Consider the following 24,738-nt stretch of genomic DNA (forward strand, 5'->3'; position numbering starts at 1 on the left):
AGCGGAAAAACCTTCCACAGCCGCGCCTAGACCCACCCTCCGATCCGTGCGTTCGAAAACCTTGTTTTGTTATTCAGGAAAGCTCACCCTTGCCTCGCCGACACCGGGGAAGCGGCCGATGATTTCGTCGCCCGGCTTGACGAACACCATGCCGGTCCAGGTACCGGTGGTGACCAGATCGCCCTCGCGCAGGCCTCCGTTTCGGCCGGTCAGATGGTTGGCCAGCCAGGGCAGCAGCCGGACCGGATTGCCGACCGAATGGCAGCCAACGCCCTCGACCTGCAGCTCGCCGTTCACGATCAGCTGCCCCGCCAGCGTTGACGGATCGAGGTCGCGCCAGTCGTCGGTACCGCTTCCGAGCACCAGCGCGGCGTTGATCTGGTTGTCCGCAAGCCTCCACAACTCGGCGCACTCCTGCCACTGCCGCAGCCGGGTATCGACCACCTCGATCGCCACCTGCACGCCGGCAACGGCCGCCCTCACTTCCTCGTCGCTGTAGGGCTCGTCCCGGGCCGGCAGATCCCGGCCGAGGCGATAGCACAGTTCGACCTCGACGCCGATCATGTGCAACTGATCCGCCGGGATGCGGGCCGGGGATTCGAGCACCACCTGATCGAAAATCGGCGCGCCATAGGGCGTGGTTTCCGGGTTCGGAGCACCGGTCTTCCAGGCGCGGATGCGACCGCGGGACAACTCGCCGGCCACCCGGTCCTGAATGGCATAGGCGTCATCGACCGTGCGGGGCTCGAGCCCGGTCGGCAACGCCTCGATCTGCCGCCCCTCCCGGTAGGCATTCAGCAGCAATGACGTGGCACTCTCTATCTGGTTCTGGTTCAGCGGCATCTTAGATTCCTGCAGATGGGTTCTGGATTGAATTGCGCTATCCACTCATTCGGGCCAGCGGTCGGACCAGGGCGCGCACGCCTCGTACCGGGCCGCCAGTGTCAGCAACTGACGATCGGCGCCGAAGCGCCCCACCAGCTGGAAGCCGATCGGCAGCCCCTCGCGCGACGGTGCCGAGGGCAGGTTGATCGCGGGATGGCCGCAGGCGTTGACCCACCCGGTGTAAACGGCATGGCCGCGCGGCCCCACCTCGCGCCCGTCGATTCGCTGCGGATAAGGCGTGGCGGCCGGCCAGGGCAGTGCCGCCGCGGATGGCGTCATGATGATGTCGATGTCGTCGAACGCGGCTCCCACCTCGCGTCGGAAGGCGTCTACCGACTCCAGCGCGCGCAGGTACTCGGACGCGCCGACCTTCGCGCCCTCGGCAGCCATCTTCACGAAGCGTTCAGAGACCTGCTCCTGCGCCTGTGGATGACGTTCGAACAGCGAGGCAACGCCCACCTGTCCCAGCTTCGGCCAGAAGGCGTTGACGAAATCGAGGCTGAACGGCAGCGGTCCGGTTTCGACCCGATGACCAAGCTGGCGCAGCTGCGCCGTCGCCGCCTCGACACTGGCGGCGATCTGCGGATCCAGGGCGTTGCCGCCAAAATCCGGCACGTACAGGATATTCAGCGCCTCGGCATCATCCCCCGTGGCTGCCGCCGCCGCTGCCAGCGACTTGCGATCGCGACCATCCGGGCCCGACAGCAGCTCGAACAACAGCCGGACATCGGCAACACTGCGGGCGATCGGCCCCACCACCTCGAAATCGAGCAGGATCTGCGGCAGGCTGTTGTGCCGAGGCACGGCGCCGATCGACGGTTTCAGGCCCAGCAGGCCGGTGTGGGACGCCGGCCGGCGGATCGAGCCCCCGCCGTCGGTACCGATCGCCAGCGGCCCCAGACCCGCCGCCACCGCCGCCACCGCACCGCCGCTGGATCCGCCCGGCGTAAGCCCGGTGTTCCAGGGGTTACGGGTCACGCCGAACAGGGGGTTGTCGGTGTAGCCTTCGAGGGTGAACTCCGGCACGTTGGTCTTGCCCAGAATCACCAGCCCCGCCTCCCGCAGCCTCGCCACGGGCAGCTCGTCGGCATCCGGCACGAAATGCCGGTACAGCTCCGAGCCCCAGGTGGCCGGCAGGTCACGCACCAGAATATTGTCCTTGACGCTGACCGGCACGCCGTCGAGCCCGCTGAGCGGCTGCCCTGCAGCCCAGCGCCGGGCGCTCGCCTCGGCATCTTCACGCCGCGCCGGGTTCGGCGCGACGATGGCGTTGAGTTGCGGATTCTGAGCGGCAATGCGCGCTTCGACCGACTCCAGCACCTCGACCGGACTGAAGTCGCCACGCCGGTAGCCGGCACTGAGCTCGGCGGCACCCAGTCGCCAGAGCTCCCCGGTGTCCGGGCCTGATTCAAACCTCATTCTGCTTCTCCATCGTCAGTGCATCATGTTGGGTAGCCAGAGGGCAATCTGCGGGAACGCCATCAGCAGCAACGCAAATACCAGCATCATCAGCATGTACGGCATGACGCCCCACATGACATCCTGGATATTGCCGCCGTCCTTGCGCACGCTCTGCACCACGAAAAGGTTCATGCCCACCGGCGGCGTGATCATGCCAAGCTCGCACATCAGCACCACGAAGACGCCGTACCAGATCGGATCCACCCCCAGCGCCACCACGATCGGGTAGGTGATCGGAATGGTCACCACCTGCATCGACAGCACATCCATGAACATGCCCAGGCAGAGGTAGAAGACGATCAGCACCAGCAGCAGCATGGTCGGCGTCAGGCCGAGCGAAGTGACCCAGGCGGTCAGGTCGTCGACCACGCCGGTCAGGCTGATGGTCAGGTTGAGCACGAAGGCGGCGGTGATGATCAGCAGGATCATGCCGGTGATGCGGGCGGTCTGGACGAAGCAGCCCTGCAGGAAGGCCAGGTTCAGCCGCCCGGAGCGCCAGGCGAAGTACAGCGCGGCCATCACGCCCAGTGCCGCCGACTCGGTCGCGGTGGCGATACCGGCATAGATGCTGCCCATGACGATGCCGAAGATCACCGCCGGCGGTATCAGATTGGCCGACAGACGGATGCGATCGCGCAGCGATACCCGCTCTTCGCGCTTGCCATCCTCGCCCATATTGGTCACGCCGATGTAGAACATGAACAGCAGGCTCAGCGCGATGCCGGGCAGAAGGCCGGCGATGAACAGCTTGCCGATGGAGTTGTTGGTCAGGGAGCCATAGATCAGCATGTTGACGCTGGGCGGGATCAGTATCCCCAGCGTGCCGCCGGCGGCGAGGCTGCCAAGCGCCTGCTTCATCGAGTACTTGCGCTCGTTCAGCGACGGCAGCGCCACGGTGCCGATGGTGGCGGCGGTGGCGACCGACGAACCGGACGTCGCCGCGAACAGCGCGCAACAGCCGATGTTGGTGTGCACCAGACCGCCCGGAAGCCGTCCGAGCCAGGCCGCCATCGCAACGTACATGCGATCGGCGATACCGCTGCGCAGCATCAGCTCGCCCAGGAGGATAAACAGCGGAATAGCGGTGAGGATATTTTCATTCTGTACCGACCAGACCACGGCGCCGGTCGATTCGAGGAAGGGCCAGCCGAATACGGCGACGCCGCCGATCATGCCGACCAGCGCCATGGTCACGGCAATCGGCAGCCCGAGCAGCAGCAGCCCGAGCATCGAGAAAAACGCCAGAAAAACGATCGAAACGCTCATTTTGCCATCCCCCCGGCCGCGATGCGGTTGCCATCGCGGTCCTCGCTGCGTTGCGCCTGGTGGCTCTGGTTTCCGCCCCGTTGGGCGCGCTGCTCGAAATCGTCCAGCTCCTCCTTGACCTCGTCGGAAACCCCGCGCGGATGGAACTCCACGTTCAGAGTCTCGCTGTTACCGCGCAGCAGCAGCCAGGTGGCGCGCAGCGCGAACCCCAGTGCCACCAGCGCGAAGATGCAGAGGCTGACGAACCAGACACTCTGCGGATAGATCAGCGGCGTGGCCCAGGGCGTGGCCGCGGTACTTCCGTAATCGACGGTCTCGCTGACCACGCGCCAGGTAATCCACACCAGGATGCCGGCGAACGCCGCCATCAGCGTCGCCGACAGCCAGTTCATCAGCGACTGCATCCGGCGCGGCAGCAGTTCGTGAAACAGGTCGATCCGGATATGGGTACGGCCCAGCAGGGCCAGCGAGAAAGCCAGGGTACCGCCAACGGCAAGGGCGTAACCGCCCAGCTCGTCCGCCCCCTGCAGCGACATGCTGAAGAATTTGCGCAGCACGGTCTCGACCGAGACCAGCACCGACAGCAGCAGGAAGATGCCACCGAACAGCCAGCTGGCAAGCGCCTCGATACGTTTCATGGAAACACCTCTTTTCGCAGCGAATGGCGCCCGGGTTGCCCGCAGGCACCATCCACCGGCTTTAACAGAAGATTGCAGCGGTATGCGCGATTGCCGATGGCAACCACGAGACCGCGGAACGCGAGGCGGCTCCTGCCGCCTCCCCCTCCGTTACAGCCCGACGGACTCGCCCAGTGCCGCCTTCCAGTCCTCGGCGCAGCTCGGGTTGGTCTTGTTGCAGACCTCGGACCAGGTCGGATAGGAGATTTCCCTGACGCCGTTGCGCAGGATCGCCAGATCCTCATCGGTCACCTGCACTTCGGTCAGGTCGAACTGTGTACCGGTCTTGCACTCTCTGCCAACGTTGCAGTTCTTGGCATCCTCGAACAGCTCTTCGGAGTAGGCCCAGATATCATCGACCAGCTCGTCGAATGCCCCCTGCAGCTTCTCCTGCTGCTCCGGCGTGAACTTGTTCCAAGTCTTGAGGTTGATGCCGTACCCGTTCAGCGCCATCTGGAAGCCCAGCGGCAGGACGTGGGTGGTCACTTCGGGCCAGCCGGCGGAGTTGGCCGAGCTCGGACCCGTGATGGCGCAGTCCACCACGCCGAGCGCCAGGCTCTGATGCACATCGCCGAAGCCCAGCGGCACCGGAATCCCCCCGACCGACTCGACGAACTGGGCCAGATTCTGGTCGTAGACCCGCACCTTCAGCCCCTTGACGTCGGACAGACTGGCGATCGGATGCTTGCAGAAAAGCACCTGCGGGCCGAAGGGCCAGACGCCCAGCAGCTTGGTGTTGAAGCGCTCCTGCAGTCGCTTGTCGACCACTTCGCTGTACTTGTCCGCCACTTCGCGACCGGACTTGTAGTCCGGGCTCAGGCCCACCAGGTCAAGACCAAGTATGGTCGGCTCGTCGCGGGAAACCTGGGACATGCGCAGCGACACCAGATCGAACATGCCGGATTTCAGCACCCGTAGCTCTTCGACATCCTTGATACCGGTGGTATCGAGCGGCTTGTAGTTGACCTCGAGCGGCAGGCCGGCCGTTTCCTGCAGGGTTTCGAAGAACGGCTGTTCCTTGTTTTTCTGGATCAGACCGGTCGCCAGCGGCTGACCGACGACCCGGAGCTTGACGACATCCTCCGCCATCGCCGGTGCGGCGAGAACGGAAGCACCCAGTACTGCAGCCAGAAGTGTCTTTTTCATGGCAAAACTCCTTATTTTTATAATCGAGACTTGTATTGCAGTGGTTGCCGCAAGCGGCAGGGAAACAGCGGGCGGAGTTCGGAGTCCCCGCCCTTTGGTCATCAGGCGGCCTTGTCCCGGGATTGCGTCTGCGGCGCGGTTTCGGCCAGATAGTCGATCGCCGCCTGTACGCCTCCCTTGCTGTGGGGGACGCCGGCAATCGCCAGTCCCATCTCGACACCGGCCAGGGTGCCGAGCAGACTGAGGTCGTTGAAGTCGCCGAGGTGGCCGATGCGGAAGGCCCGGTCCTGCAGCTTGTTGAGGCCGGTGCCGAGAGACATGTCGAAGTTGTCCAGAATCACCTGACGCAGCCCGTCCGCACTATGCCCCTCGGGCACCAGTACCGTGGTCAGCACGTTGCTGTGCTCGGACGGCACCAGACTCAGCACCTCCAGCCCCCAGGCACGCACCGCACGGCGCGTCGCCTCGCTGAAGCGCGCATGGCGGGCGAAGACGTTGTCCAGCCCCTCCTCCAGCAGCATCGCGATCGCCTCTTTCAGGCCATACAGCAGGTTGGTGGCCGGCGAGTACGGGAAGTAGCCGTTGGCGTTGTGCTGCAGCATTTCATCCCAGCCCCAGTAGGAGCGCGGCAGCGTCGCACGTCTGGAGGCTTCAAGCGCCTTCGGACTGATGGCATTGAAGCTCAGCCCCGGCGGCATCATCAGCCCCTTCTGCGAGCAAGTGATCGCGACATCCACGCCCCACTCGTCGGTGCGGAAGTCGACCGAGCCGAGACCGGAAATGGTATCGACCAGCAGCAGCGCCGGATGCCCGGCGGCATCGATGGCGCGGCGCACCGACGCGATATCGCTGGTGACGCCGGTGGAGGTTTCATGGTGCACCACGCAGACCGCCTTGATCTCGTGGGCGCTGTCCTCGGCGAGGCGCCGGCCGATGGCTCCGGCATCGACGCCGTGACGCCAGTCACCGGCGATGAATTCCGCCTCGAGGCCCAGCTTTTTCGTCATGCCGTGCCAGAGCGTCGCGAACTGCCCGGTTTCGTACATCAGTACCCGGTCGCCGCTGCAGAGGGTGTTGACCAGCGCCGCCTCCCAGGCGCCGGTGCCCGATGCCGGATAGATCACCACCGGGTTATCGGTCTTGAAGATCTGCTTGATGCCGGACAGCACCGACTTGCCCAGCTCGGCGAACTCGGGTCCCCGGTGATCGATGGTCGGACGATCCATCGCGCGCAGGATTCGATCAGGCACGTTGCTCGGGCCCGGGATCTGCAGAAAATGGCGGCCACTCTTGTAGGTCATTCGCAAACTCCTTGTTTTTATGAATATCGGAGTGAATCAGGCCGGTCGGGCCCGAACGGCTCCGGTCTTGCACTGCCTGGTGGTGGAAACAGGCTGCCGGGTGACCGGCAACCGGCCATCGACTGAAGGACGATCAGCGCACCCGCGGCTTGGCCATGTCCGGCTTGCCGCAGGGCAGGAAGCGTCCGCGGCCGACGGCCTGACTCGGTTCGCCGTTGCCCCAGACGACTTCGCCGCGGGACAGCGTCAGCTCCGGCCAGCCCTTGATGGTCATGCCTTCGTAGGGGGTGTAATCGGTATCGTGATGCAGCATCTCGTTGCGGATGGTGACCTCGCGCTCGGCGTCCCAGATCACCAGGTCCGCATCGGCACCGACGGCGATGCTGCCCTTGCGCGGATAGAGACCGTAGAGCTTGGCCGGGTCGGTCGAAGTCAGCTCGACGAAGCGGTTGACGCTGATGCGCCCCTTGTTGACACCTTCGGAGAACAGCAGCGGCAGGCGGGTTTCGAGGCCCGGAATGCCGTTGGGGATGTAGTGGAAGTCCACTTCTTGGCCACCCGGCTTCTTGCCCTGCGGGTCGTCGTAGTTGAACGGCGCATGGTCGGACGAGAAGATGGTGAACAGACCGTCGATCAGGCCGTCCCAGATCACCTGCTGGTTGGACTGGTCACGCGGTGGCGGGCTGCAGACGCACTTGGCGCCCTCGTAGCCGTCGAGCCCCAGGTCCTCGGCGGTCAGGAACAGGTACTGCGGGCAGGTTTCGGCATAGATGCTGAGGCCGTGGCTGCGCGCCCAGCGGATCTGTTCCACCGCCTCGGAGCCGGATACGTGCACGATCAGGATCGGCACGTCGACCAGCTCCGACAGCGCGATGGCACGATGCGTGGCCTCGCGCTCCACCAGCATCGGCCGGGAGTCGGCATGGAAGCGCGGCGCCGTATGGCCGGCCGCCAGCAGCCGCTTGGTCAGCCAGTTGATGCAGTCGGAGTTCTCGGCGTGGATCATCGCCAGCGCCCCCTCCTGTCGCGCCACCGCCAGCACGTCCAGAATCTCGCCGTCATTGAGCTTGAGATCGTCGTAGGTCATGTAGATCTTGAACGAGGTGCAGCCTTCGCGGATCAGCTCCGGCAGTTCCTCGTGCAGCACCTTCTCGGTCGGGTCGGTGACGATCAGGTGGAAGGCGTAGTCGATCAGCGCCTTGCCTTCGGCTCGGCTGTGGTAGTCGCGCACCGCCTCGCGCAGAGACTGCCCTTTTTCCTGGGCGGCAAACGGAATCACCGTGGTGGTGCCGCCGCAGGCCGCGGAGCGGGTGCCGCTGGTGAAGTCATCCGACATCTTGAGCCCTTCCGGCATCGGCTGATCCAGGTGGCAGTGGGCATCGACGCCCCCCGGCAGCACCAGCTTGCCGCTGGCGTCGATTTCGTCGTGGCCGGCGCCGAGATTTTCACCCAGGGCGACGATGCGACCATCGCGAATACCGATGTCGCAGCAGGAGGTGTCTGCCGCGGTCACGACGCAGCCGTTGCGAATGACCAGGTCGAACTGGGGCTGGGAAAGATCAGACATCGTTGCATCCTCATTCGAAAGCGGTTGTCCGGAGCAGCTCGCCTCTGGCGCCCCGTTCGGGCACTGGGCGTCCGGAACCTCGAGCATGAAATCATCCTACTCTCGATATAATTATGAATGCAATAATATTTTATCTATTAGTCAGCAACCTAAAGTTAACCAACTGTTTTATATGGAAATAAATTAGAAAAGCCGCCAAATATGACAGCCTTTATCAACCAAAAACCGCACAAAATCGGGGCAAATGACGCGAAAAAAGCGCCAAAACGGGGCCGACTTCCGTCAGTCCCTGCGCAGCCGTGGCGCCAGGAAGGAGTCGAGCAGCAACTGCAGAAAGTGGAAGAGGATGCAGCTGATTACCGCCACACCGGTCGAGGAGCCCATGCCGACCAGAACACTGACCGCAACCGGCAGCGTCTTCTGCGATGCAGTCAGCAGCAGCGCGCTACGCTCCTCCGTGGCAAGCCGCAGCAAGGGTGACGTCAGCATCGCCAGCAACAGCAGACTGCCATGCAGGACCAGCACCAGCAGCGCCAGGTACAACAGCTCCGGTACGGACAGCTGAAGCAGCGACTGCCGACTGGCCGACAGCGTCACCCAGACGCTGACAATGACACAGACCGTCGGCACCAGACCAAGCCAGCGCACCGCCACCAGAGCACCGAACAGGGGCCTTAACAGCAGCCCGAGCACGAACGGCAGCAGCACGATCTGCAGCAGCTTGAACAGCAACGGCCAGGGTGACAGTTCGATGGTGCCGCCCGCCAGCAGCCCGAGCAGCAACGGCACCGTGAGTATGCCGAGGAAATTGAGCCCCAGGGTCATCAGCAGGGCCCAGAGCGTCTTGCCGCCCGCCACGCCGGTCAGCACGATGCAGGATGACAGGGTCGGTGGCACCAGGGCCATCACCAGCAGGCCAAGGGCAAGACTGGTATCGAGCCCGCCAAAGCGCATGAGGAGCCAGCCAAGCAGTGGCGACAGCAGCAGGTTGATCAGCGCCGCGGCGAGGAAGGTGCGACCGAAACGCGGCTCCAGGCGCAGGCTTGCTGTCCGCGTCTGCAGACCGTTGATCAGGAAGATCAGCGCCACCAGCGCCGGCAACAGGTCCAGCTCGTTGAGCCAGAGACCGGGCACCGGCCACAACAGCGCCGTGGCGATGGCAACACAGAGACCGAGCGGCAGAAACCAGGCGATGATGAAGCTCCTTGTGGGATGGGTTAAGCCGCCATCGGCACCTGCGTTCAATATTGCACCCGGCCTGCGGCGGCGAACCCGTCATATTGATCGTATTACAGATTGATTGGTTTCCGGTCGGCATTTTACGCTCCTGAAACCCCGATAACCGCCAACCCGCTGCGCCGCGTAACCCATCCAACGTTCGGATCGCTTCGGGTGTTCGAAGCTTTTATGATGGGTTCCACGGCGCCCATATTTCGTGCTACGCCGCTGATTTCAGGCGGGATGCGCCGTTTCACCCATCCTACTTCAGGTTACTCCAGATCGAACACCGAGCCCCAGCCCCTGATACGGGAGGTGTCGGCGCCGGCCAGGCGCATGCCTTTCCAGACCCCGGTGGCGATGGTGTCGTAGATCGGGATACCCAGTTCCTTTTCCAGTTCTGCAGCCACCCGCGGCCCGCGCAGGTTGGTGCAGAAAATGGTGATGGCGTCGACTTTCTGCTCCGCGGCAACGGCACGCACCATCTCGGCGATGCAGAGCTCGTCGTATTCGGAGAAGGAGAAGTTTCCCTTGTCACCCAGGTGCCGCTCCGCCACGCAGTTGAAACCCGCTTCACGGTAGTTCTCGACGATCTTTTCCTGCACATCGTCCAGATAGGGCGTGACCAGGCCGAAGTTCTTCACCCGGGTCTTCTCGAAGATCTCGTTCAGCGCCAGCACCGAAGTGGTTGCGGGGATTCCGGTCTCGGCCTCGATCGCCTCGCAGAGCGCAATGTCATCCTGGAAGCCGCGCCACCCGGACGAGGTACCGCTCCAGGTTATCGACTGCACCCTGGCATCCGCCACCAGCCTCGCCGCCGCGAGGAAGGGCTCATTGTCGAACTGGCTCAGTGCCTGGTCGCGCAGAGAGATTTCGGTGACCCGTAAACGGCCGAAGTGCGCGCTGACGTCGGGAAGTTCGTGCAGGATCTCCGCGGTGAGCGGTTCCAGTACGGTATTCGATGACGGCGTCAGCACGCCGAGCAAGGTACGCTCTGTCATATTCTTATCCTTGTTCAATCATTGCGGAAAGGTCCCCCGGCACACCGGGGGTTGCAAACAGCAGGTCCCCGTCAGTACCCCAGCGCGCGCGGAAGCGCCGTGACGATATCGGGGAAAATCCAGCACAACGCCAGCACGGCATACTGCAGCGCGATGAAGGGCCAGACCGACTTCAGCAGCTCGCCGATCGAGATCCGTGAGATGCCGCACATCACGAACAACAGCACCCCGACCGGCGGCGTCATCATGCCCACCACCAGGTTGAACACGAAGAGGAAGCCGAAATACAGCGGGTCGATGCCGTAGGCGACCGCGATCGGCGCGAACAGCGGCGCCAGCATGATGTAAGCGGCGTTGGACTCCAGGAACATGCCGACGATCAGCAGCATGCCCATGACCAGTGCCATGAACACCATCGGGTCCGAGGTGAACCCCTGGACGAACTGCGACAGGTGCAGCGGCAGCAGATCGAGCGTGAACACGAAGGTCACCGGCTTGGCGAAAGCGATCAGCGCGCCGACCACAGCCGAGGTCACGGCTGCGCGGAACATGCAGCCGGGAATGGCGTCCACTTTCAGCTTGCGGGTCACGAACATGCCCACCAAAAGCGAGTACACCACTGCGATCGCCGCGCCTTCGGTGGCGGTAAAGACACCGCCGACGATACCGCCTATCACCAGTACCGGCATCAGCAGGATGGCGCCGGCACGCCGGCACTGCACCAGAACGTTGCGCCAGCAAAAAGGCTCGCCGGTCGGCTCGTAGCCGCGCTTGTAGGAAAGCCAGGTACACAGCGCCATCATACCGACGGTGAGCAGGATGCCGGGCACGACACCGGCCATGAACAGGCCGCCGACCGAAACGCTGGAGCCAGCCATCAGCGCATAGACGATCATCGCCGCGCTGGGCGGAATGATGGGTCCGAGATTCGATGCCGACGCCACCACCGCGGAGCCGAAGCCGTTGTCGTAGTGCTTGCGCATCGACGGCATCATGGTAGTCCCCAGCGCGCTGGCACCGGCCACAGCCGCGCCGGTGACCGAAGCCAGACCCAGCCCCGAGAGGATGGTGACGTGCGCGAGGCCGCCCTGCACCCGGCCGACCACGGCATTGGCGAAGTCGACGACGCGCTGCATTATCCGGCCGCCGACCATGAACTCGCCCGCCAGCATGAACAGTGGAATGGCCATCAGCGGGAAGGAGTCGACGGCGTGCATCATGCTCTGCGGCATGACGGCCATGTCGATGTCGCCGAAGGCGAAGGCGCCCAGGGCGGAAAAGCCCAGGGCGAATGCCAGCGGCATTCCCATCAATGCCAACACGAAAAAGATTCCAATCGAAACGAGAACCATCATTCATCCCCCCAGGCATCGGTACCCTGCCAGACCAGGAACAGCAGATGCGCAAAGGCGTGTGCCATCGACAGAATCACCGCTATATAGAAGGCGGACACACTCAGCTCGACCGTGGGCATCATCTCGCTCCAGGCATCACGCGCCACCAGCGTCGCCTGCCACATCACGATCAGCATCAGGGCAGCGCTCAGCGCCAGCATCAGGCGCATCAGGCCTTCGCGAACCCGCGAGCCGAAGCGGTTGATCAGGATATCGATACCGACGTGGATGCCGCGCTTGATACCGTGAGGCAGCGCCAGGAAAATCGACCAGACAAACGCCAGCCGGGACATTTCGTCGGCCCAGTCGATGGAATCGCCGAAGAAATAACGCAACACCACCTGCGCGGTGACCAGTCCGGTCATCAGCGTCATCAGCACGGCAATGCCCCAATAGGACAACTGGTCCGCGGCGTTGAGAAACTGCCGGTAGCGCCGGACCAGCGGAGAGGCCGAAACGGCCTCGTCCGCCACCGGGGCTCCGTCGAGAACCCGGCCGTTCATCACTGCACTTCCGCCAGAACCGCGTCGATGAGATCGGCGCCCAGGCGCTCCTTCAGTTCCGCGACCACCGGTGCGGTGCGCTCGCGCATCTGCTGGCGCAGCTCGGGGCTGACTTCGACCAGCTGCATGTTGGCGTCGACCAGCTTCTGACGCGCGACGGTATCCTCTTCGGCCGCCTTGGCGCGCTGCCAGGCTACTGCCTCGTTCATCGCATCGCGCAGCGCCTGCTGCTCGCCCGGCTCGAGCTTCTCGAACTTGCGCTTATTGGCGACCACGGCGATGAAGTCGAAGAAATGCGAGGTGTCGCTCAGATAGCTCTGCACTTCATTGAACTTGTTCGTCTCGATCACGCTGTAGGGGTTTTCCTGACCGTCGATCACGCCCTGCTGCAGCGCCGAATAGACTTCATTGATCCCCATCGACACCGGGCTTGCGCCCAGCGCACGAAAGGTCGCCAGATGGGTCTCGTTGGGCTGCAGACGAATCTTCAAGCCGTCGAAATCGGCGATCGTCTTGATCGGACGCTGGCTGTTGGTCACCTGACGCGATCCCAGCTCCATGAAGCCCAGCGCGACGAAGCCTTTTTCCGCCAGCTTTTCGTTGATCATCTCGCCAACCGGACCGTCGACGACCCTGAACGCCTCCTCACGACTGGCATAGGCGAACGGCAGACTGAGCGCCTCCAGCTCCGGCACGATGCGGGAAAGGTAGGAGGTGCCGACCCAGGTCATCTCCAGTACGCCGGAGCGCACCTGATCGATGTTCTCCTTCGCACCGCCGAGCTGCATCGCCGGGAAAACATCCACTGTCAGTTCACCGCCCGAAACCTCCGGCAGGCGCTCCTTGAAGCGCTCCATGGCCATGCTGCTGGAATGCGTGGTGGCGAAATTGCCCGCCAGTCGAAGGTTGTCCGCCGCAACCGTTCCCGAAAACAGCGTTGCCGACAGCGCGACCGCCAGCGTCGCCTTGACGCAACCGCTGGTCAGCGAGTCTATACGGGATGACATCTTGTTGCTCTGCATGTGTATTCCTCTGGTTTCCAAGTTGACCGCCGTTTCCACTGCGCAGGACCGGCCCACGGTGGGTACCCTTGGCGTTTAGTGCTTTATTAAAGTTGTAATCGCGTTCCCGGACCGGCTCCCCTGCAAACAACAGAAGGCCGGCACAGGTTCCTCAACATTGGCAATGGCGTGGTGCCGCCTTCCTGAATGCTCGCCAGAATACGAAGCGGAAGAACGGCACCGGGGCGGGCAACAGACCGGCATTCTCTTCGTGTGGCCTCGCGGAGCCCCGACCGCCGTTTGCGACGAGGACTCCTCACCCGTAGAGAGCATCCGATCTCTGTCCAACCCTGTCATCAAGCTAGCGACGGCACGGAAAAAAATCAACACTTTAATTCATAATTATTTATTACTCATGAACGATTAAAACACATGATATTGATATTAAAGGATTATTTTTCATTTAACTGGCCAAAGATTGAACATTCACTCCGTTTATTGACTTCCAGTCGGAGCGACAGCTACAATCGAACGGCACGATATAATTATGAATTATATATTTGTTTACCTCTAGCAAGAGGCCCATCATGGCGAGGACGAGAGCAATCGAAGCCGCCGCTGAAAGGCTGAAACGCGATGGTACCGACACTGCCCTGCAGAGCTTCAGCAACTGTGCGGCTGCGACTATCGACACCAGCGGCCGTGGCAGTAACGAAAACCCGCCGGCTGACTGTTATCGATAACTTATTTAATTAAGGATCTTTTATTTGTAATTATATTATCTAGAATTCACCCGCCTCGATTGCGAGGCTGCCGACAACACCGGACGACCGGCCCACCCTCCCGCAGCAAACCGAGGAAAATCGAACATGAACAAGCCTGTCCATTTCACAGCCCCCGGCGGCGTAAGGCGCCGCCTGCTGCACGAGGAGGTGGCCGAGCATCTGCGCCGCATGATCACGGAAGAGGCCTTGCCCGAGGGCAGTCGCATCGACGAAGTCGAGCTGTGTCAGTTGCTCGATATCTCCCGCACGCCGCTACGTGAAGCGCTCAAGGTACTGCAAAGCGAGGGGCTGATTCTGATCGAGCCGCACCGGGGCGCCAGGGTCGCCATCACCAGCGAAGAAGAGCTGGCCGAGCTGTTCGAAGTTCTGGCCGGTCTCGAGCGCCAGGCGGTCGAAATGACCGCGCTGACGGCCAGTGACGAGGAGCTGGCGGAGTTCGAAGCACTCCACGAGCAAATGGAACGGCACTATCGCAACGCCGAACCCCAGGCCTACTTCGAGCTCAATCAGCGGGCGCACCAGTGGATCATCGACCTTTGCGGCAATCGCGAGCTGCAGCAGGTGCACCGACGCCTCAGCGGAAGAACCCGGCGCGGTCGTTACCTCACCACCCACACCCATACCCACTGGGAAGGCTCGGTCCACGAACACCGCGCCCTGCTCCAGGCACTCAAAGACCGGGACAGCCAGCTCGCCGGGCGCATCATGCGCGACCACGTGCTCAAGACCGGCGGAACGATCCACAAGGCGAAATAACCCCCACCTTCGGTTACAGTCCCCCATAGACCCGGGCCTATCCCCCACAGGCCCCGGTCCCGGATTGCGCCGCGCTCCGATCCAGTTTTTTCTCACCTTCACGCCAACCTGCGCACCCAAAAAAGGTTCTTCGCAGATTGGCGGGAAGCGCATGTAGGGTGCCCTGAGTGCAACGAAGCGCACCGGGTCTCATTCGTGTGGAGTCAGCGTTATCGTGACCCGAAAGTACAGCTTTCGCCTGAAGCAGCTACGGCTTCCTCGGTACATCATTATCGCTTCGCCAAGGTCCGCACAGCTCCGAATACCGTCTGCGCCAAACGCGACCAAGGCGCTTGCGGGAACAGCGATGGGTTACGCCGCCCACAGCCTCCTGCCAGGTGGCAGGTGAGTACGGTCAGCGGCCCCACCCATCGATTGATAGCTTTCCCGCTTAAACCACAAAAAAGCCCCCGGCATAAACCTGAGGGCTTGATGGATTCGGGCCGGCCGGATGCGGATCCTAACCCAGCAGCGACGGCAGGAACATCGCGATCGGCTTGACGTAGGTCACCAGCAGTATGGCGATGATCTCGCAGATCACGAACGGGATGGCAAAGCGCGCCGCGGTGGCGAACGGCACCTTGCCCAGCTGCGAGGCCAGAAACAGGCCCACGCCCACCGGCGGTGTCAGGTGCGCCATCGACAGGTTCACCGTCAGCACCGCACCGAAGTGCACCAGGTCGAAACCGATCGCCTCGAGCGTAGGCTTGAACAGCGGCACCAGCAGGTACATGGCCGCGATCGGCTCGAGGAAAGCGCCGGCCACCAGCAGCACGATATTGAAGAACAGCAGGATCAGGATGGCATTGCCGCCACTGATATCCAGAATGAAGTCGTTCAGCATGCTCGCCAGTCCCTGGGTCTGCATCACCCAGCCGTATACCGCCGAGGTGGCGATGATCAGCACGATGACACCGATGGTCCGGCCGGAATCGAAGATCACGTCCGGCAGCTGTGCGAAGGAGATCTGCTTGTAGACCAGCCGATCGATCACGAACAGGTAAACCACCGCCACCGCCGCGGCCTCGGTGGCCGTGAAAACTCCGGAGTAGATTCCGCCCAGAATGATCACCGGCGCCATCAGGCCCCAGAAGGCGTCCTTGAAGGCCGCGAACAGCGTCGCCCAGTTTCGCGCCTCGGGATCAGCCCCCCGGTAGCCGCGCTTTTTCGAGATATAGAGGGTATAGCCACCGAGCAGCAGAAGCATGGTCAGTCCCGGGCCGATGCCCGCGGCGAACAGCTTCGGAATCGACGATTCGGTAATGACGCCGTAGATGATGAAACCGATACTCGGCGGAATGACCACGCCGAAGGTGCAGCCGGCCGCCACCACGGCAACCGCAAAGCCGCGGTCATAGCCGCGATCCACCATCGGTTGCACCAGGAAGCTCAGCGCCGCCACGGTGGCGATATTGGAGCCGGACATCGAGCCCAGCACCGCACCGGTGACCAGCACGGTCAGCGCAAGCCCCCCGGGTACCGGTCCCAGGATCAGCTCCGCCAGCCGCACCAGCCGGGTGGCGATCCCTGTTCGGGTAATGAAGTTGCCGGCGATGATGAACAACGGCGTCGCCAGCAGAGGAAAGGAGTCCAGCGAGCCGGAAAAGACATAGGGAATCACGCTCAGTGGCGCGATCTCGAATACCACGAAGGCCATGAGGCCCGCCAGGCCGATGGAGACGAATACCGGTACGTTCATAGCGAGAAACGCAAAGAACACCAGCAGCCCGATCACGGCCGGATTAGCGAGAAGTGTCATAACTTATTCCACCACTGGCTTGTCGATACGGTAGGACCCGATCAGGAATCCCTGAATGGTGCGGAATATCGCCAGACAGAAGGACAGGAACATGCCGAAATTGATGACCCAGACCGGTATGCCGGTGGTCATGCTCGACTGCCCCGAGGCCATGGCGCGCATGGTGGTGCCATAGGCCTGCCAGGCGAGATAACCGATGAAAGTCAGCATGCAAACGCCGATAAAGACCTCGGTCGCCCGTTGCAGCCAGGGCGGGAACTTGTCGACCAGCAGCGGGATGCCGCCGTGCTGCCCGGTCTTGCAGGCGGAGGCGGCGCCAAACAGCGCGCCCCAGAGAAACATGAAGCGGGCGAGCTCCTCGGACCAGGCGATCGAGTAGTGAAACAGATAGCGCGAGAGCACTCCCATGAACACCAGCAGGACGATGGAACCGCATAAGCTGACCACCGTGATCTTCTCCAGCCGGTCAAGCCAGAGCAGCGCCTTGACTGCGATCTTTCTCATGATCCCGTCCCCCCTCCCGATGCGGCGGTGACATTACGCATGATGGCTCTCCTCCGGTCCGCCTGGCGGCCGGGATTCTCACCGGCGCCAGGGAAAGGGACCGGGGTTCAGTTGTTCAACGCGGCAACGGCGTCTTCCACCTTGGTGACCAGTTCCTCGCCAACCTTGCTCTTGTACTCGGCGTAGACCGGCGACACCCTGGACTTGAAGCCCTCGAGCGCTTCCTCGGAAGGCACCTGGATAGTCACGCCGGCTTCTTCCATCTTTTTCGCCAGCTCCGCTTCCTCGCCGGCGGCGACTTCACGCTGATAGATCATGGCGTCCTTCGCGGCCTGGGCAACCAGCGCCTTGTCCTCGTCGGAGAGACGCCCCCAGAACACATTGCTCGCCAGCATGCCGACCGCCTCGAAGGAGAAGTTGACCTTGGCAATGTTCTTGCTGACCTCGTAGAAGCGCGACGAATAGATCAGCGGAATGGGCGAGATACCGCCGTCGATGGCGCCGGCCTGCAGTGCGCTGAACACCTCGGCGAAGCTCATTGCCACCGGTACGGCGCCAACCGACTTCCAGGAATCCAGGTAGAGTTCCAGGCCCGGGGTGCGAATCTTGACACCGGAGATATCGTCGACCGTATCGATCGGTCCCGGGTTGCTGTAAAGCTGGAAGAAGCCGCCCGAGCCCCAGGCCAGCGGGCGGATGCCCTGGGATTCCAGCTTGGCGCCCAGCTCGTCCCCCACCGGGCCGTCCATCACCGCCATCGCGGCGTCGGCATCCGGGAAGATCCAGGGCATCGAGACGACGATGAAATCCGGGTTCATCTGGCTCAGCCAGGGCGTCGATTTCATGATGATGTCGACGGCACCGGCCTGGGCCATTTCCAGCTCGACGCGGTCGTTGCCGCTGACCAGGGTGCCGTTCGCGTACACCTCGACCTTGTGACCGCCTTCGCTTCGCTCCTCGACCAGCTCCTTGAACCTGTTCGCGGCCTTGACCCAGTTGGACGAGTCGGAAACGGTGGTGCTGAGCCGAATGGTATCGGCGCCGGCGGTACCGGCGACAAGGCCCGCGGTTATGACAGCGGATGCCAGCAGCGTCTTCATTCTATTCTTCATGGTTCACTCCATCAGAGTTTGAGTGGGTACTGCAATCCGGCGGCAACCGCCACCCGTTCAGGTCAGTGGCCATCTTGGCCGGGCGAACGGGGCACCGAATGTCTCTTCGACGACCCGCCCTATTTTCAGCGCCCGCGCATCCCTGAATCGAGGCACGATGATCTGCGCGCCCATCGGCAGGCCGTTCGATGCGATACCGCAAGGCACCGAAACCGCCGCGTGGAAGCTGTGATTGATGATCGGGGTAAAAACCGCGTGTCCGCGTGGCGATACCGGCTGGCCTGCGATCGTCGCCGGCCCCAGCTCAGAGTGGGGCCAGGCGGTGCACGGCGTTGTCGGCGTCAGTACCGCATCGCAGTGGCTGAACAGATCCGCCATGGCGCGGTAAAGCTCGGCGCGGTCGAAATAGGCGCGCGCGACGTCCGCGCCACTGAGCCCCAGCCCCTTTTCTATCTGCGCAGCGATATCGGGGTCGAACGGGCCGGCATCCCGCTGGAACGCGTCGCCGTAGAGCGCCGCGAGTCCGGCGAACTGCAGCGTCGCGAAAGCCGCCTCCCCGGCGCCCTGCGGCCACACCGGATCGCGCGGCTCGACGATGGCGCCGGCATGCTCGAGCGCACTGGCCACCCCAGCGATCGCCTCGAGCTGGTCTTCTTCGACCGGCACATCGAGTCCGAAACGGGGGCTGAAAGCAATCCGGGCACCGGCCACCGAGGCGATGGGATCCGACTCCCGCGCCAGCCCCACCGGGGTATCGGCATCGCAGGGATGGGCTCCCGCCAGCGTAGCCAGCAGCGGCTCGAGATCGGCGATTCGGCGTGTCATCAGTCCGATCACGCCGTTACCGAACAGCGGTTCCTGAAAACCGGTCGGATGGGGAATCAATCCGCAGGAAGGCTTCAGGCCGACGACACCGCTATGGGCCGCGGGACGCCGGGTGGAGCCGCCGCCATCGGTACAGAGCGCAAAGGCGCCGAGTCCCGCCGAAACCGCCGCCGCCGCACCGCCCGAGGAGCCGCCCGGGGTCATCTCAAGGTTCCAGGGGTTGCGGGTGGCACCGTACAACCGGTTGGTCGTCACCCCCTTGCAGGCGAACTCCGAGCTGTTGCTGTGGCCGAGAATCAGAGCGCCCGCCTGCTTCAGTCGCTGCACCGCCACGGCATCCTCCGGCGCCACGAAATCCGCGAACAGCCGGGAGCCCTGGGTCGCAGTGCGCCCCTTTATCCAGAGGGTGTCCTTGACCGTAAAGGGAACACCGAGCAACGGCAGGGTTTCGCCTGCACGCCGGCGCTGCTCCAGCTCCCGCACCTGCGCCTGCACCCAGTGCTCATCGAAGCGAACGATGGCATTGAGTTGCGGATTGCGTTCGGCTACCACCTCGATAAAACTCGCGGCCACCTCGGCAATACCGAGATCCCCGCCGGCAATGGCATCGCGGAGGGTTATCAGATCCATCTCCGCCAGGGTTCGCTTGATCTCGCCCATGAGTCCTCCCTTTCGGGTTCTGCATTGAGGCCCTTGCACCACCGGGTGCTGATGCATTTATAGATGCAAACTGCAGACCAGGTGACTGGACAGTTCAGCTGCGGTGCTCGATACGCGCGGCCAGCACCTCGCTGACGCCGGTCGTCGGCTTGGCCACCGGACGGCGGAACGTACCCACCTCCGGCGTTTTCAGTCCCAGCGATACCAGACCCTCGATCTGCTTCGTGGCGGCCGCCGCGCAATCGATCATCGGTACCGGCACCCGATCGCGGATACGGTCGGCCAGTCCCGACAACGGTGCGCCCGCCAGCACGATGACGTCGGCGCCATCCTCGTTGACTGCGGTCAGAGCAAGCTCCGCCAGCAGTTCCTCTTTCTCGTCGCGCACCGAGCCGATGGACTGGAAAGACTGATCCAGCATGCGGATGGCGCAGCAGCGGTCCTGCAGCTGATTCCACTCGACGCATTCCTGGTACCAGGCGCCGAGTGCGGTGGAAAAGGTCACGATCGCGAACTTCTTGCCCAGCATGCATGCGGTCAGCATGCCGGCTTCGGCAAGACCGACGATCGGAATATCGAAAAGCTCCCGCGCGGCCCCGAGCCCCGGATCGCCGAAGGCCGCCAGAATGGCGCCATCGACGTTACGGTGCTGCGCCGCCAGTATCTCGAGTGCCGCACTGGCGCCGATCACGGCTTCGGCACGGTTGGCTATGTAGGGAACCCCGAAAGCCCCGGTAGCCGGAATGATTTCGGTGCCGGCTGCTGCGTACCTGCGCGCCACCTCGGCCAGCTGGTCGGTAATCACTTCGGAGGTATTGGGGTTCAGAAGCAGTATTTTCATTGAGCGGCCCTTCTGGGGGTGTTTTTATCGATACTGTCACGACTGAATTTATAATTCAATATTATTTAATTCAGAGTACCTGTCCGATAACAACCGATCACCGTCGCGCCTGGCGGTCCATAATGAAAAAGCCCACACAAAGGTGGGCTTAAGTGACGTGAACAGGGTCCGGGCGGCTCGCCCCCGCGAAGGCGAGCAACCCAGGGGCATCAGGAGAAGATAGACTTGAGGTCGATGGCACCGTTGATGCCGGACGCCAGATCCAGCTGCTCCTCGAGATGGCAGAGGTGCTCCATCATCAGGCTGATCGCCCCGTCGGCATCTCGTTTCTCGAAAGCCTCGATCAGGCCACGATGCTCGCAGCAGGGATGGGCCGCCGTTTCCTCGGCGTGACGGGCGCTGGCCAGCTGATACTGGGCGATGATCAGCGAGGTGCGGGAGACGATTTCGCGCAGAAAATGAGTCAGCACCTGCTTGTCGGCCAGCTCGCCGATCTTCAGGTGAAACTCGCCCGACAGGCGTATGCGGCGGTTGAGGTCGCCATCGCGATGAGCCTGCTCCTCCAGGGCCACATGCTCCTCGAGCGCCTGCCTCTTCGCTGGCGTGAAGGTACGGACGAGCTCCCGCACCAGTTCGGTCTCGATCAGCCGTCGGGCCTGGAACACTTCCCGCGCCTCCTTGACCGTCGCCTTGGCGACATAGGCGCCGCTGTTGGGCACCAGATTGATCAGGTTGTGGTGCGCAAGGCGCTGCAACACCTTGCGGATACCGCCGCGACTGGTCTCGAATACCTCGCACAGGTCCTCCTCCTTGAGGCGGGTCCCCGGCTGCAGCTTGCGCTCCATAATGGCGCTCCAGATGCGATTGTACACCTCGTCATCGCTGGGTTTGCGCTTGGTCTTGGTCATCGTTTCCTTCTGCGGGCCAAAAGCCGCACCCGGATCATAGCGCGGCGGACAATGGCAACCATCGGGTCACCGAAATCATTAACAACGCCCAATTATAGGGCATCGCGCAATGTTGCAGCCATGCCCTACGGCGCTGTTAAGGCTGTGCCGGCAACTGCCAGTCGATGGCCCCGCGGCCATGGGCCTCGAGGTAGGCGTTGGCCTGACTGAAATGCCGGCAGCCGAAAAAGCCGCGGTGCGCCGCCAGCGGCGACGGATGCGGCGCCTGCAGCACCAGGTGGCGCTGACGATCGATGAAGGCGCCCTTCTTCTGGGCGTAACTGCCCCAGAGCAGGAACACCACGTGCTCGCAACGGTCGTTGACGGCGTGAATCACGCGGTCGGTGAACTGCTCCCAGCCCTTGCCCTGGTGCGAACCGGCGCGGCTCTGTTCGACCGTCAGCACACTGTTGAGCAGCAGTACGCCCTGGCGCGTCCAGCTCTCGAGGTATCCGTGCTGCACCGGCTCGATGCCGAGATCGCTTTGCAGCTCCTTGTAGATATTCCTGAGCGACGGCGGCACCCGCACGCCGGGCCGTACCGAAAAGCACAGGCCATGGGCCTGATCCGGCTGATGGTAGGGGTCCTGCCCCAGAATCACCACCCGCACCTGATCCAGCGGGGTCGCTTCGAGGGCATGAAACCAGTGACTGGAGTGAGGATAAATGGTCTTCTGACTGTCTTTCTCATCCCGCAGGAACTGCTTCAGTGCCTGCATATAAGGCTGCTCGAACTCGCCGGCCAGCGCCGGCTGCCAGCTGGGGGCCTGATCCAGTGCCATCGTCTGCATACTCCTTTGAAACGTCCAAACTGCAAGCTGTCATTCGGCGACAACACCCGCTGATGCCGGTTGAAACCGATCGATCTGCACGACGATCGATATGACGGGTTTCGCGATGCCCGTGATCCGCAGTCAGCGTACAGCCCGCTGCGGTGAATCGCTGCACCCATCCGACGCTGCGTGCTCGACTCAGTCTGCTTTATGGCTGCCCCGAGTTCTTTATGCCGCCGTCGGCGTCACGCAACGCCTTCACCACCCGTCCGTGGTAGAGCGAATAATACCGGACCCGGCCCGGGGCGTGGGCGAAGAACCCGGAAATCAGAATCGCCAGCACGAACATCGGCGCCAGTAACTGCGGAAATGGAATCACCAGCCCCAGCAGCACCAGTTTGCCGAGGATGGCCTGCCCGCGCAGCTGCAGCAGCCAGACACCGTCGCAGTACAGCTCGAGCAGTACCATCGCCAGCCCCGCGCCAAAGCCAAGCCACAGAAACCCCAGCCAGTGCTCGGGCGGAAGCCGGTAGAGAAAGTGGCCAGCCAGGCCCGCAATACCGACCAGATGCAGGCTGCGCAGCGCCAGATTGATACCACGCTTGCCCGGCACCCGGCGCGACGATGCCGGAAACAGCAGCGCCGGGAGTCCCCGGCGCTCTTTATCCCGGTCGCTCAAGCGGCTCAGACGCGCGGCCGCATCGCCGGGAACAGGATAACGTCGCGGATCGACGGCGAGTCGGTGAACAGCATCACCAGACGGTCGATGCCGATGCCCTCGCCGGCCGTCGGCGGCAGACCGTACTCCAGCGCGTTGACGAAGTCGGCATCGTAGTGCATCGCCTCGTCGTCACCGGCTTCCTTCTCGGCTACCTGCTGACGGAAACGCTCGGCCTGATCTTCGGCATCGTTGAGCTCGGAGAAGCCGTTGGCCAGCTCGCGGCCGCCGACGAAGAACTCGAAGCGGTCGGTGACGAAGGGATTGTCGTCGCTGCGGCGCGCCAGCGGGCTGACCTCGGTCGGGTACTCGGTGATGAAGGTCGGCTGATCGAGACGGTGCTCGACGGTCTTCTCGAAGATCTCGATCTGCACCTTGCCAAGGCCCCAGCCATCCTTGAGTTCGATATCCAGACGCTCGGCGATCTGGCGCGCGGCGTGCTCGTCGGCCAGCGCCTGGGCGCTGATGTCCGGGTTGTACTTGAGGATGGAGTCGAACACCGACAGGCGCTGGAACGGCTGGGACAGGTCGTACTCGAAGCGCTCCAGCACCTCACCCTCTTCGTTGCGCACGGTATTGACGATGGTGGTGGTGCCCAGCACTTCCCGCGCCACGGTGCGCAGCATATCCTCGGTCAGGTCCATCAGGTCACGGTAGTCCGCGTAGGCCTGGTAGAACTCGATCATGGTGAACTCGGGGTTGTGACGCGTCGACAACCCTTCGTTGCGGAAGTTGCGGTTGATCTCGAACACGCGCTCGAAACCGCCCACCACCAGGCGCTTGAGATAGAGCTCGGGCGCGATGCGCAGGTACATGTCGATATCCAGCGCATTGTGGTGAGTGACGAACGGACGCGCCGAGGCGCCGCCCGGAATCGCCTGCAGCATCGGCGTTTCGACCTCGAGGAAGCGACGCTCGGCGAGGTAGCGGCGGATCGCCGAAACGATGCCGGAGCGCACCTCGAACACCCTGCGCGAGTCTTCGTTGGTGATCAGGTCAACGTAGCGCTGGCGATAACGCATCTCGGTGTCCTGCAGCCCCTTGTGCTTGTCCGGCAGCGGGCGCAGGCTCTTGGTCAGCAGCTCGAACTGCGCCATGTCGACGTAGAGGTCGCCCTTGCCGGATTTCTGCAGCTTGCCGCGAACCGCGATGATGTCACCGAGATCCAGCGACTTGGCGAAGGCGCGCGCTTCCTTGTTGACGTACAGCTGGATGCGGCCGCTCATGTCCTGCAGCACCATGAAGGCGCCGCGGTTGAGCATCAGCCTGCCCGCGACCGCGACCTCGATAGCGGCCTCGGCCAGCTCTTCCTTGCTCTTGTCGCCGTGGGCGGCGACCAGATCGGCGGCATAGCTGTCGCGCCGGAAGCTGTTGGGGAAGGCATTGCCCTGCTCGCGCAGCGCACTGAGCTTCTCGCGCCGTTCGGCGATCAGGCGGTTTTCGTCTTGCGGCTGCTGGATGTTGTCGGACATCGGATAACCTTTTACCTGGCAGCGCAGCCACACGGCTGCGCGTCGCCCCCACCACCGGGGGGCAGAATTTCGTATAACCCCTTGATGCTCAAGGGCTCGCTTGGTTCAGAGCGCCGGACAGCGGCGCC

At 63.1% G+C, this 24,738-nt stretch carries 22 protein-coding genes; 1 reads left to right on the forward strand and 21 read right to left on the reverse strand.

Translation table 11 applies throughout. From position 1 onward, the window contains the following. Nucleotides 1-69: 69 nt before the first annotated feature. The 12 genes from IEX85_RS18035 to IEX85_RS18090 form a co-directional block, all read right to left on the reverse strand. A complete protein-coding gene (locus IEX85_RS18035) occupies nt 70-843 on the reverse strand; it encodes a 2-keto-4-pentenoate hydratase (RefSeq protein ID WP_188862019.1) in 774 nt (257 codons plus the stop codon). Nucleotides 844-888: 45 nt separating this feature from the next. Then, nucleotides 889-2,304 carry an amidase gene (locus IEX85_RS18040; RefSeq protein ID WP_188862020.1) on the reverse strand — a complete coding sequence of 472 codons (1,416 nt, stop codon included), beginning with the start codon at nt 2,302-2,304 and terminating at the stop codon, nt 889-891. Nucleotides 2,305-2,319: 15 nt separating this feature from the next. After that, on the reverse strand, nt 2,320-3,612 hold the full coding sequence (locus tag IEX85_RS18045; RefSeq protein WP_188862021.1) for a TRAP transporter large permease: 1,293 nt from the start codon (nt 3,610-3,612) through the stop codon (nt 2,320-2,322). Then, the gene (locus tag IEX85_RS18050; RefSeq protein ID WP_188862022.1) at nt 3,609-4,250 is read right to left on the reverse strand and encodes a TRAP transporter small permease subunit; all 642 of its coding nucleotides are present in this window, start codon (nt 4,248-4,250) and stop codon (nt 3,609-3,611) included. The genes IEX85_RS18045 and IEX85_RS18050 overlap by 4 nt, the downstream gene beginning before the upstream one ends. A 150-nt stretch (nt 4,251-4,400) precedes the next feature. Next, nucleotides 4,401-5,435 (reverse strand): TRAP transporter substrate-binding protein, encoded by a 1,035-nt coding sequence (locus tag IEX85_RS18055; protein ID WP_188862023.1) that lies wholly within the window; start codon nt 5,433-5,435, stop codon nt 4,401-4,403. 101 nt (nt 5,436-5,536) lie between these two features. Further along, nucleotides 5,537-6,736, reverse strand: coding sequence for a pyridoxal-phosphate-dependent aminotransferase family protein (locus IEX85_RS18060; RefSeq protein WP_188862024.1), 1,200 nt, complete (start codon nt 6,734-6,736; stop codon nt 5,537-5,539). A 133-nt stretch (nt 6,737-6,869) separates the two neighbouring features. After that, the gene (gene hydA / locus IEX85_RS18065; RefSeq protein WP_188862025.1) at nt 6,870-8,303 is read right to left on the reverse strand and encodes a dihydropyrimidinase; all 1,434 of its coding nucleotides are present in this window, start codon (nt 8,301-8,303) and stop codon (nt 6,870-6,872) included. A gap of 282 nt (nt 8,304-8,585) precedes the next feature. Further along, the gene (locus IEX85_RS18070) at nt 8,586-9,548 is read right to left on the reverse strand and encodes a bile acid:sodium symporter (RefSeq protein ID WP_229722000.1); all 963 of its coding nucleotides are present in this window, start codon (nt 9,546-9,548) and stop codon (nt 8,586-8,588) included. A gap of 245 nt (nt 9,549-9,793) precedes the next feature. Then, entirely contained in the window at nt 9,794-10,522 is a 729-nt protein-coding gene (locus IEX85_RS18075; RefSeq protein WP_188862026.1) for a maleate cis-trans isomerase family protein, read from the reverse strand. 71 nt (nt 10,523-10,593) lie between these two features. After that, the gene (locus IEX85_RS18080) at nt 10,594-11,877 is read right to left on the reverse strand and encodes a TRAP transporter large permease (RefSeq protein ID WP_229722001.1); all 1,284 of its coding nucleotides are present in this window, start codon (nt 11,875-11,877) and stop codon (nt 10,594-10,596) included. Continuing rightward, nucleotides 11,874-12,419 carry a TRAP transporter small permease gene (locus tag IEX85_RS18085; RefSeq protein ID WP_188862027.1) on the reverse strand — a complete coding sequence of 182 codons (546 nt, stop codon included), beginning with the start codon at nt 12,417-12,419 and terminating at the stop codon, nt 11,874-11,876. Before IEX85_RS18085 ends, IEX85_RS18080 begins: the two co-directional genes overlap by 4 nt. After that, on the reverse strand, nt 12,419-13,441 hold the full coding sequence (locus IEX85_RS18090; protein ID WP_188862028.1) for a TRAP transporter substrate-binding protein: 1,023 nt from the start codon (nt 13,439-13,441) through the stop codon (nt 12,419-12,421). The genes IEX85_RS18085 and IEX85_RS18090 overlap by 1 nt, the downstream gene beginning before the upstream one ends. 848 nt (nt 13,442-14,289) lie before the next feature. On the opposite strand from IEX85_RS18090, the gene IEX85_RS18095 reads away from it, so the two are divergent. After that, nucleotides 14,290-14,961: a GntR family transcriptional regulator gene (locus IEX85_RS18095; RefSeq protein WP_188862029.1), complete on the forward strand. Its 672-nt coding sequence runs from the start codon at nt 14,290-14,292 to the stop codon at nt 14,959-14,961. A gap of 499 nt (nt 14,962-15,460) precedes the next feature. Here IEX85_RS18095 and IEX85_RS18100 read toward each other — a convergent pair whose 3' ends face one another. From IEX85_RS18100 to lysS, 9 genes are all read right to left on the reverse strand, one after another. After that, nucleotides 15,461-16,759 carry a TRAP transporter large permease gene (locus IEX85_RS18100; protein ID WP_188862030.1) on the reverse strand — a complete coding sequence of 433 codons (1,299 nt, stop codon included), beginning with the start codon at nt 16,757-16,759 and terminating at the stop codon, nt 15,461-15,463. 3 nt (nt 16,760-16,762) lie between these two features. Next, on the reverse strand, nt 16,763-17,263 hold the full coding sequence (locus IEX85_RS18105; protein WP_188862031.1) for a TRAP transporter small permease: 501 nt from the start codon (nt 17,261-17,263) through the stop codon (nt 16,763-16,765). Nucleotides 17,264-17,370: 107 nt separating this feature from the next. Next, nucleotides 17,371-18,375 carry a TRAP transporter substrate-binding protein gene (locus tag IEX85_RS18110; protein ID WP_188862032.1) on the reverse strand — a complete coding sequence of 335 codons (1,005 nt, stop codon included), beginning with the start codon at nt 18,373-18,375 and terminating at the stop codon, nt 17,371-17,373. 57 nt (nt 18,376-18,432) lie between these two features. Beyond that, the gene (locus IEX85_RS18115; RefSeq protein ID WP_188862033.1) at nt 18,433-19,860 is read right to left on the reverse strand and encodes an amidase; all 1,428 of its coding nucleotides are present in this window, start codon (nt 19,858-19,860) and stop codon (nt 18,433-18,435) included. Between the two features lie 94 nt (nt 19,861-19,954). Then, nucleotides 19,955-20,701 (reverse strand): aspartate/glutamate racemase family protein, encoded by a 747-nt coding sequence (locus IEX85_RS18120; protein ID WP_188862034.1) that lies wholly within the window; start codon nt 20,699-20,701, stop codon nt 19,955-19,957. Between the two features lie 209 nt (nt 20,702-20,910). Then, nucleotides 20,911-21,609, reverse strand: a complete 699-nt coding sequence (locus IEX85_RS18125; RefSeq protein ID WP_188862035.1) for a GntR family transcriptional regulator — start codon at nt 21,607-21,609, stop codon at nt 20,911-20,913. A gap of 136 nt (nt 21,610-21,745) precedes the next feature. Then, nucleotides 21,746-22,429, reverse strand: a complete 684-nt coding sequence (gene ung / locus IEX85_RS18130) for a uracil-DNA glycosylase (protein ID WP_188862036.1) — start codon at nt 22,427-22,429, stop codon at nt 21,746-21,748. A 199-nt stretch (nt 22,430-22,628) separates the two neighbouring features. After that, nucleotides 22,629-23,099, reverse strand: a complete 471-nt coding sequence (locus IEX85_RS18135) for a hypothetical protein (RefSeq protein ID WP_188862037.1) — start codon at nt 23,097-23,099, stop codon at nt 22,629-22,631. Nucleotides 23,100-23,104: 5 nt separating this feature from the next. Beyond that, entirely contained in the window at nt 23,105-24,610 is a 1,506-nt protein-coding gene (lysS, locus tag IEX85_RS18140; protein ID WP_188862038.1) for a lysine--tRNA ligase, read from the reverse strand. Nucleotides 24,611-24,738 lie beyond the last annotated feature (128 nt).

Source organism: Marinobacterium nitratireducens (assembly GCF_014645375.1).
GTDB lineage: Bacteria > Pseudomonadota > Gammaproteobacteria > Pseudomonadales > Balneatricaceae > Marinobacterium_A > Marinobacterium_A nitratireducens.